7 protein-coding genes are annotated in these 7930 nt (G+C 52.9%); 1 reads left to right on the forward strand and 6 read right to left on the reverse strand.

What is annotated here, in order from left to right:
- Window positions 1-92 precede the first annotated feature (92 nt).
- The 6 genes from AC0QH1_RS22055 to AC0QH1_RS22080 all read right to left on the reverse strand — a co-directional run bounded on the left by AC0QH1_RS22055 (window position 93) and on the right by AC0QH1_RS22080 (window position 5819).
- Window positions 93-521, reverse strand: coding sequence for a hypothetical protein (locus AC0QH1_RS22055; protein WP_324633496.1), 429 nt, complete (start codon window positions 519-521; stop codon window positions 93-95).
- Window positions 522-635: 114 nt separating this feature from the next.
- A complete protein-coding gene (secF, locus tag AC0QH1_RS22060; protein ID WP_324633498.1) occupies window positions 636-1628 on the reverse strand; it encodes a protein translocase subunit SecF in 993 nt (330 codons plus the stop codon).
- Window positions 1628-3058, reverse strand: coding sequence for a protein translocase subunit SecD (secD, locus tag AC0QH1_RS22065; RefSeq protein WP_324633499.1), 1431 nt, complete (start codon window positions 3056-3058; stop codon window positions 1628-1630). Before secD ends, secF begins: the two co-directional genes overlap by 1 nt.
- Before the next feature lie 83 nt (window positions 3059-3141).
- Window positions 3142-4125: an alpha-ketoacid dehydrogenase subunit beta gene (locus AC0QH1_RS22070; protein WP_324633500.1), complete on the reverse strand. Its 984-nt coding sequence runs from the start codon at window positions 4123-4125 to the stop codon at window positions 3142-3144.
- A gap of 32 nt (window positions 4126-4157) precedes the next feature.
- Window positions 4158-4349 carry a hypothetical protein gene (locus tag AC0QH1_RS22075; RefSeq protein WP_324633501.1) on the reverse strand — a complete coding sequence of 64 codons (192 nt, stop codon included), beginning with the start codon at window positions 4347-4349 and terminating at the stop codon, window positions 4158-4160.
- Between the two features lie 459 nt (window positions 4350-4808).
- Window positions 4809-5819 carry a WD40 repeat domain-containing protein gene (locus tag AC0QH1_RS22080; protein WP_324633502.1) on the reverse strand — a complete coding sequence of 337 codons (1011 nt, stop codon included), beginning with the start codon at window positions 5817-5819 and terminating at the stop codon, window positions 4809-4811.
- Window positions 5820-6310: 491 nt separating this feature from the next.
- Between AC0QH1_RS22080 and AC0QH1_RS22085 the strand changes: the two genes are divergently transcribed.
- A complete protein-coding gene (locus tag AC0QH1_RS22085) occupies window positions 6311-7678 on the forward strand; it encodes a TldD/PmbA family protein (protein ID WP_324633503.1) in 1368 nt (455 codons plus the stop codon).
- The last annotated feature ends 252 nt before the right edge of the window (window positions 7679-7930 follow it).

Genomic DNA, 7930 nt, shown 5'->3' on the forward strand with positions numbered 1-7930 from the left:
CAATTATTGCTTATATGCCCTGCCTGACCCACCGAGCTTTACTGACTATTTTACCACTTCTAAAAAAAATTAGCAATGGTTGGGAGTTGCGGTTAATTGGAGCAAATGATTTTCCAGAGGGGATGAGAAGGACCCTGGTGGCGAATGCGGAGGACTTGATTTTGCAGACGCGATCGCTCCTTGTCGGGGAGTCCAAAGAGAATATTGCGACTTTGCCAAACCAAGACACCGAGGGTCATGCCGATACAAATGAGGAGTCCGAGGGTAGGGATGGGGTTGTAGTACAAACTGAAGCTGTAGCGCAATGCGGCCCAGGTAAAGTAGTCGAGCAACTGTTGAATGTCCGATCGCAATGCCCACAAACTCAAAGAACCCACAGTGAGCCATAGGAAAAGGACGAACAGCCAGCGGGCAACCACAGTCATTTCATGCAATCGCTGGACTTGCCCCACGAAGGTGGGATCCTGTGTCAAGGAAGCCAGAGAAGGGGTTGGGTTGGGGGAATCTTGAGAAGGAGTCATGGTGGTGCATCTGTGTAGAAGAGTGGAAAGCGTGTAACTTTCAGCGTTTGTAAGGATGCAACCCGCGCGCCAATTTCTGTACCCTAGGTACAAAAATTGGCAGCATAAGAGGGACTAAATGTCCTTAGATTCCGGTTCGGAATCCACCAGTTCCGGAGGGCCATCGGCGGGAACGGGAATTTTTGACTCTTGACGTTCGCGCCACCAAGCAAGCAGGGTACTGGCGATAAAGATACTCGAATAAGCACCTGCACTAAAGCCGATAATCAAAGCGAGGGCAAAATACTTGAGGGTTTCGCCGCCGAAGAGAAAAATGGCCACCAAAGAGAGCATGGTGGTTAACGAGGTATTGATAGAACGCGAAAGACTTTGATTGACCGATTCATCCACAATATAGTCAATCGAGTGAGTCACTCCTTCGCGCTTGGTGGTTTCGCGGATGCGATCGTAAATCACCACCGTATCGTTAACCGAGAAACCGATAATCGTCAGGAGGGCGACAATGAACAAGCTATCCACTTCCACGCCCAGAGTCAATCCCAAAATCGAGAAAACCCCCAAAGCGATACCCACATCGTGGAACAGGGCGACGATCGCGAATAAAGCGTAATCGAACTGAAAGCGGAAACTGAGATAGAGAATAATGCCGGCGAAAGAGACAACCAGAGCCAAAAGGCCCTTAGCGAACAACTGACGTCCGATAGTCGGACCGACGGTATCGATTTGATTTTTTTCCGGATCGAAAGTCCCCAGTTGAGCTTCGAGGGAATCCACCAGTTGGGTGCGTTCGTCTACATCCAGGGTAGAGGTGCGAATGGAGAGGGCTTGCTTATCCTCGCCGAGCACTTGAATGCTGCTGCTGTTACCCAATCCGCGATCGGCCAAAATATCGCGAACCGTACCGGGGTCAATCGGGTCATCGCAGGCATTGGGAATGGTACAATCCCGTTCTAACTGCAAGCGAGTGCCCCCGGCAAAATCGAGACTGGGACGCAGGGGTGCGCCAATTTGCGTCCAAGAAATCGCCATTGCCAGCAACCCAATGACCAGAGCGATCGCGGAGACACTCCACCACAGCTTGCGCTGTTCGATAACATTTAATCTCATCAACCTGCCTCTGCTCGAGCTTTCTTTACAGTGGATAAATTCGGGCAAAACAGTTGTGGTTTTCGCAGTTCGTCAAAGCCGATCGCGACAAACAAAAGAGAGCGAGTGCAAGTAATTGCCGTAAACATACTCACCACCACCCCAATTCCCAGGGTAAGAGCGAAGCCCTTCACCAGACCCGCACCCAACCAAAACAAAGCCACACAAGCAATCAGAGTCGTCACATTACTATCGAGAATGCTAGAAAAAGCGCGATAAAAGCCGGATTCCACCGAACGATACAAACTCTTCCCCGCGCGCAACTCTTCTCGCGTGCGTTCGAAAATCAGCACGTTGGCATCCACTGCCATCCCAATACTGAGAATAAACCCAGCAATTCCCGGGAGAGTCAACGTTACCCCAAAGATAGAGAACGTGGCCAAAGTCAGCAGAGCATAGATAGCCAGGGCAAAATCTGCCAGTACACCCGGGAGGCGGTAATAAACCACCATAAAAATCAGCACCAAAATCAAGCCGCCGAGGCCGGCATAAATGCTGCTCACGATGCTGTCGCGACCCAGAGTTGCCCCTACGGTGCGGTTTTCCACGATTTCCACCGGCACGGGCAAAGCACCGCCGCGCAATTGCACCGCCAGTTCATTAGCTTCTTGGACGCTAAAGCGACCTTGAATCACCGCCCGTCCGCCAGTAATGCCGGTTTCGGCAAATTCCGGAGGGACAATCGGGGAGCTAATCAACTGGCGATCGAGAAAAATCCCCAGGGTGCGACCGGTTCCGGCGAGACTTTGGGTTAACTCAGCAAAGAGTTTACCGCCTTCGTCATCGAAGTCGAGTCCCACATTCCAATTATCCCCAGCTTGGGCGGGTTGTGGATAGGCATTTTCCAGATTTTTCCCGGTTAACCTGGTTCGTTCGTACAGTTGCTCGTAAAGGGCCTGGATTTGCTCCGACTTTTCCTGCACTGCAGCTTGGGAAGCTGCGAATGCCTCTTCACCGCCAGATTCTTCCAATGCGGCTTGTTCGAGCAATAATTGACTCAGTTCTTGCTGGCGGACGTTGAGTTGTGCCTGCACTTCGTCGTTGGGGGTTTCGCGGCGAAACTCGAGTACGGCGGTGCCTCCGAGGACCCGTTCTGCTTGTTCGGGGTCGCTGACGCCGGGAAGCTGAACCAAAATCTGATCTGTGCCAACGGTTTGGACCACCGGTTCGGATACCCCCAGGGCATCCACGCGGTTTCTGACCACGCTTTGCACCGCTTCCATCACTTCTGGCGTGATTTGCTTGACTTCTTCGGAGGGTCGCACCTGAATGGTAAGCTGCGACCCTCCCTGAAGATCCAATCCCAGGCGTAATGGCACCTGCACCAGCACTGTAATGGCAGCGATGACGAGGACCAAAATTAAGGCCAATAGCGAACGCTGTTTTTTCATAGCTTTACCTGCGGGTAGAGTTTTGAGGTGAGCGTTTGGTTGGGAATTTTCACTCAACGCTCAAAACTCTGCATTCCATAACTTTATATCTGTAGGGCGACCATTTTCTGCACCGCTTCGACGATTTGCGGCGGTTGCACGATGGTGAGTCGCTCTAAGTTTCCATTGTAGGGTGTGGGAATATCCTGGGAGGACAACCGCAACACTGGGGCATCGAGTTCGTCAAAAAATCGCTCGTTAATCGAGGCGATGATTTCTGCGCCGATGCCGCCGGTTTTCATGCATTCTTCTACAATGATGACCCGATGGGTTTTGCGGATGGATTCACCAATGGTGTCTAGATCCAAGGGTTTGAGGGAAATCAAATCGATGATTTCGGGATCTAATCCTTCTTTTTCCATTTGGGGCAAGGCTTGCAAAACGTGGTGACGCATCCGGGAATAGGTCAAGATGGTGACGTCGGATCCGCTGCGCACGATTTCAGCTTTGTCCAAGGGGACGAGATATTCGTCGGATGGCAGGTCTTCTTTGAGGTTGTACAGGAGGACATGCTCGAAGAACAACACTGGGTTGTTGTCTCTAATGGCGCTTTTGAGCAGTCCTTTGGCGTTGTAGGTGGTGGAACAGGCGACGATTTTTAAGCCGGGAACGGCTTGAAAGTAGGCTTCGAGTCTTTGGGAGTGTTCTGCGCCAAGCTGACGCCCTACGCCGCCCGGACCGCGAATCACCATCGGCATTTTGAAGTTGCCACCGGAGGTATAGCGCAACATGCCGGCGTTGTTGGCGATTTGGTTGAAGGCGAGGAGCAAGAAGCCCATGTTCATGCCTTCGATGATGGGTCGTAGTCCGGTCATTGCGGCACCCACGGCGAGTCCGGTAAAGCTGTTTTCGGCGATCGGGGTGTCGAGGACCCGCAGGTCGCCATATTTTTTGTACAGGTCTTTGGTGACTTTGTAGGATCCACCGTAGTGACCGACGTCTTCTCCCAGTACGAATACTGTTGGATCGCGAGCCATTTCTTCGTCTATGGCTTCACGGAGGGCGTTAAAAAAAAGGGTTTCTGCCATCTTCTCAGAGCTGAATGGGTCAAACTTTTATCTTATAGCAGGGAACCGGGAAGGGGAAACAGGGAATCGCGGGAAAAACCATGTAAAGTCGAGGATTTGCGATCGCCCTGTTCGGTTTTCACCCCCGCTTCCACTGCTATTTCTATTTCCAGTGGCCGATCGCCAATCGGGCTGCTTCTGGGGGCGTTTTTCCCTGGGGTGGCGGGCGATCGCTTTCCGTTCATTTTACATTTAAACTGCTTTCCCCCCCTGGCACGCCCTGCGAATTTATCCCCGGTTTTAGGGCAATTCATGCTGTCAAGTTTACCGATAAATTCTCCAAATTCAAAACTCCCCACTCCCGAGAAGGGTAGGGCTAAATCCAAACCTAGCTCGCCGAAGGGGGCTTATTTATTTATGTACTCGGGCAAAAATAATTGCAGAGGGTAGGGTGGGCCTCGCCATTTTCGGAAGTGCCTCGCGCGCCGGAAGTTCTCGTGTCGGCCCACCCTACAAACCTCAATAATCGATGTGCAATTTATTTTGCATGACTGCTTAATAAAGAGTTTTGCTGACCCAAATTCGGTGATGAGTTTATCAGGCGTTTGAAGGATATCTGCAAACGGGGGTTTCCCGGTCATGCTGGGCGGCCAGAAGTTTTTCCCAGGAGAATAGCTTTAATTTCGGTGGAGGAATTATGCAATTTAAGTGTAAGCGGATTGAGCGGCAGTGGCGATGCGCCAGATTTTAATTTCCCCGTCGCTACTGCCGGCGGCGAGGGTGTGACTATCGGGGCTAAAGGCGACGGACATCACGGCGGGGGGGGAAGTGGATTCGCTGTTGAGGGTCGCGATCGCAAAGCCGGTGCGTAAATCCCACAGTTTGATGCTGCCGTCACCACTACCACTGGCAAGGGTGTTCCCGTCGGGACTGATGGCGAGGGAGTACACCACATCGGTATGACCCTCGAGGGTAAGCTGAGGCTGTTGGGGCAGGGTGGAATTTTCCGGAATCTGCCAAATATGGATGTTGCGATCGCCACTGCCACTGGCAAGGGTTCCGCCGTCGGGTCCGATGGCGACGGAATACACGGCATCGGCATGGGCGTGCAGGGTTCCGCTCAAGGTGCCTTTGGGCAGATGCCAGAGTTTGATGGTGTCGTCGCGATGACCGCTGGCGAAGAATTGTCCTTGGGGACTGATGGCGATCGCGTTGACTGGTGCATCGGGCAAGGAGAGGCTTTTTCGCAACTGCCCATCCATCACGCCCCAAATATTAATCGTCCCTCCATTACTATCTTCCACCGGAGGATGAGGCTTCTTGGCGGGGGTGGCAAACAGGGTATCCACAAATGAGTTATCGCTGCCGGTGACGATTAGGGTTCCATCGGGATTGAAGGCAACGGCGGTGACTCGTCCATCTCCACTGAATTGTCCTACGCGCTTGCGTTCCTGAAACTGCCATAGCTCTACGGTTCCATCTGGCGCGCCCACGGCAATTAAGGGCGATCGCGGATTCATGGCGATGCAGTTGACGCCCAAGGGATAACCAAACAAGGTGAAGGCGCGATCGCCGCTGGGTACTTGCAGCAATTTCACTGCACTGTCACAGCTTCCAATCGCGATCGCCGACCCATCGGCAGTAAAGGCGATCGTCGCTACAGGCCCCGATGGCTCAGAGAGGGTGCAAATCAGTTGGGCGTTTTCCCAATCCATCAATCTTAAATGTCCTTAGTATGAGTGACTTAAAACTTGATTCGGGGTACTCACCGCGCAATAATCTAGCACGATCGCCGTCCAAGAGCGAGATAGCCGCTTTTTCCACTGTGCTCCCTTTCCTCCAAGGGCGCAAGGGGCAGGGTTTCTCCGATTGATTTCGCTCCTGATTTCACCCTCAAAGCTTTATTCTACCAGCTATTTTCGGTGCAGGGCAATCGGTCTGCAGCATCCTACCCCAGGGGAATTTCCATTGAAAACTGGGTTGCCGATGGCGCGGATTATCCCCCTCGATTCGCGGTTTGTCTCTCATGGGTTGCGAATCTGGGCACATTGGCTGGAAAAACCCGCTTTCTCATCGCCACTGAACCGACCCGCCGATCCAGGGGCTAACCCTTGCGCCCATCGCGGCGATCTACACTAAAAAAAGGAAATTTTAAATTAACGTTGAGACAAACCCACGAGGAAAAAGCAAGCTGGTGAATAATTCAATGCTCGATCGCTTACGCGATGCGATCGCCCCTTATCGCGATCGCGTGGACTATCTGGAAATCCGCATGGAACAAAGCGAATCCAATTCGATCTCGTTTCGCGGGCCTCGCCTGGACTCGGTGAATCGCAATCTCTCCCTCGCCGGGGGAATTCGCGCTTGCCATAAAGGAGGCTGGAGTTTCGTCACCTTTAACGGATTAACCGAACTGAAAGACCGGATCGAAGAAGCGATCTCCCAAGCGAAACTGATTGGTGAAGGAACCACCGAGTTGGCACCCCTGGACCCGATTGAAGATTATGTGGCGGTGGAATTAGGCCGGGATCCGCGAGGGGTCTCCCTGGAAGACAAGCGGCAAATGGTGGAAACTTACAACCAAGTGCTGCTGGATTTCGACCCGCGCATTCAAACTACGATGTCGAGTTACCGCGATCGCTTCGGGATCTCGTATTTTGTCAATTCCACCGGCACCTGTATTGCCCAAGAACGCTTGAATGTCTCTGGCGGGTTTGGCGCGATCGCGCGCGGCGATGGCGCGGTCGTCCGTCAAGGCTACGAATCCATTCACTCTCGTTCGGATTACGATGCGTTCTCCAATATCGAGGACCGGGTTCGCAGTGCTGCAGAACGGGCGATTCGTCAGTTAGAAGCCAAATCGGTGAAAGGCGGCCAATATACGGTGGTTCTCGACCCCTATCTGGCTGGGGTTTTCATTCACGAAGCGTTTGGCCATCTCTCGGAGGCGGATTTCGTTTACGAAAATCCCCGCATGCAGGAATTACTGCAATTGGGCAAGCCGGTGGCGATCGAACAGCTCAATGTGGTGGATGATGCGACGATTCCCAATCTGCCGGGTTCGCTGAAGTACGATGATGAGGGGGTGCCGGCACAACGCAAGTATTTGATTAAAAATGGGGTGCTCACCCAACGCTTGCACAACCGGGAAACGGCGGGCAAAATGCACGAAGAACCTACGGGCAATGCAAGGGCGATCGGTGCCACTTATCCCCCGATCGTGCGGATGACGAATACGGCGATTGAAGCGGGCGATCGCTCTTTCGAGGAGACTATCCGCGATATCGATGAGGGGGTTTATGCCGTCCGCATGATCGGCGGTCAAACCAATGGCGAAATGTTCACCTTCGCCGCCGCCGAAGGCTACATGATTCGCAATGGCGAAATTGCTGAACCGGTCAGCGATGTGACGCTCACCGGCAATGTCTTCCAAACGTTAAAGGATATCGAGGCGATCGGAAATGATGCGGTTTATCTCAATGGGGGCTGTGGGAAAGGCGGTCAGTCTCCGCTTCCCGTGAGTGTCGGCGGTCCCCACGTTCGCATTAAAAATGTAGTGGTTGGCGGACGATAAGGCTTTTTTCTCTCCCCCCCCTCCTGCGGTTTACCCGGTATTGGTTCACCGCTGTAGCCCACCCCGCTTATCCAGGGGACAAGGGTTTGGGGGGGTTGTCTCGATTCAATCTGGCGACCTGGGCGATCGCAAGTCCTCAGGGGCTAGAGAATGAAGAATTACAGATTAATAATTTCTTCATCAGAAATTAGGGTTGGTAAGGGGGAGAACGGAAACCCTCGTCATTTATGCGTAGGGAGGAGTTCTCCCCCC

It is taken from the genome of Phormidium sp. CCY1219 (genome assembly GCF_055795085.1).

Coding starts and splice junctions, on each gene's coding strand:
- AC0QH1_RS22055 (WP_324633496.1), bottom strand. CDS start 521: ATGACTCCTTCTCAAGATTCCCCCAACCCAACCCCTTCTCTGGCTTCC.
- secF (WP_324633498.1), bottom strand. CDS start 1,628: ATGAGATTAAATGTTATCGAACAGCGCAAGCTGTGGTGGAGTGTCTCC.
- secD (WP_324633499.1), bottom strand. CDS start 3,058: ATGAAAAAACAGCGTTCGCTATTGGCCTTAATTTTGGTCCTCGTCATC.
- AC0QH1_RS22070 (WP_324633500.1), bottom strand. CDS start 4,125: ATGGCAGAAACCCTTTTTTTTAACGCCCTCCGTGAAGCCATAGACGAA.
- AC0QH1_RS22075 (WP_324633501.1), bottom strand. CDS start 4,349: ATGAACGGAAAGCGATCGCCCGCCACCCCAGGGAAAAACGCCCCCAGA.
- AC0QH1_RS22080 (WP_324633502.1), bottom strand. CDS start 5,819: ATGGATTGGGAAAACGCCCAACTGATTTGCACCCTCTCTGAGCCATCG.
- AC0QH1_RS22085 (WP_324633503.1), top strand. CDS start 6,311: ATGCTCGATCGCTTACGCGATGCGATCGCCCCTTATCGCGATCGCGTG.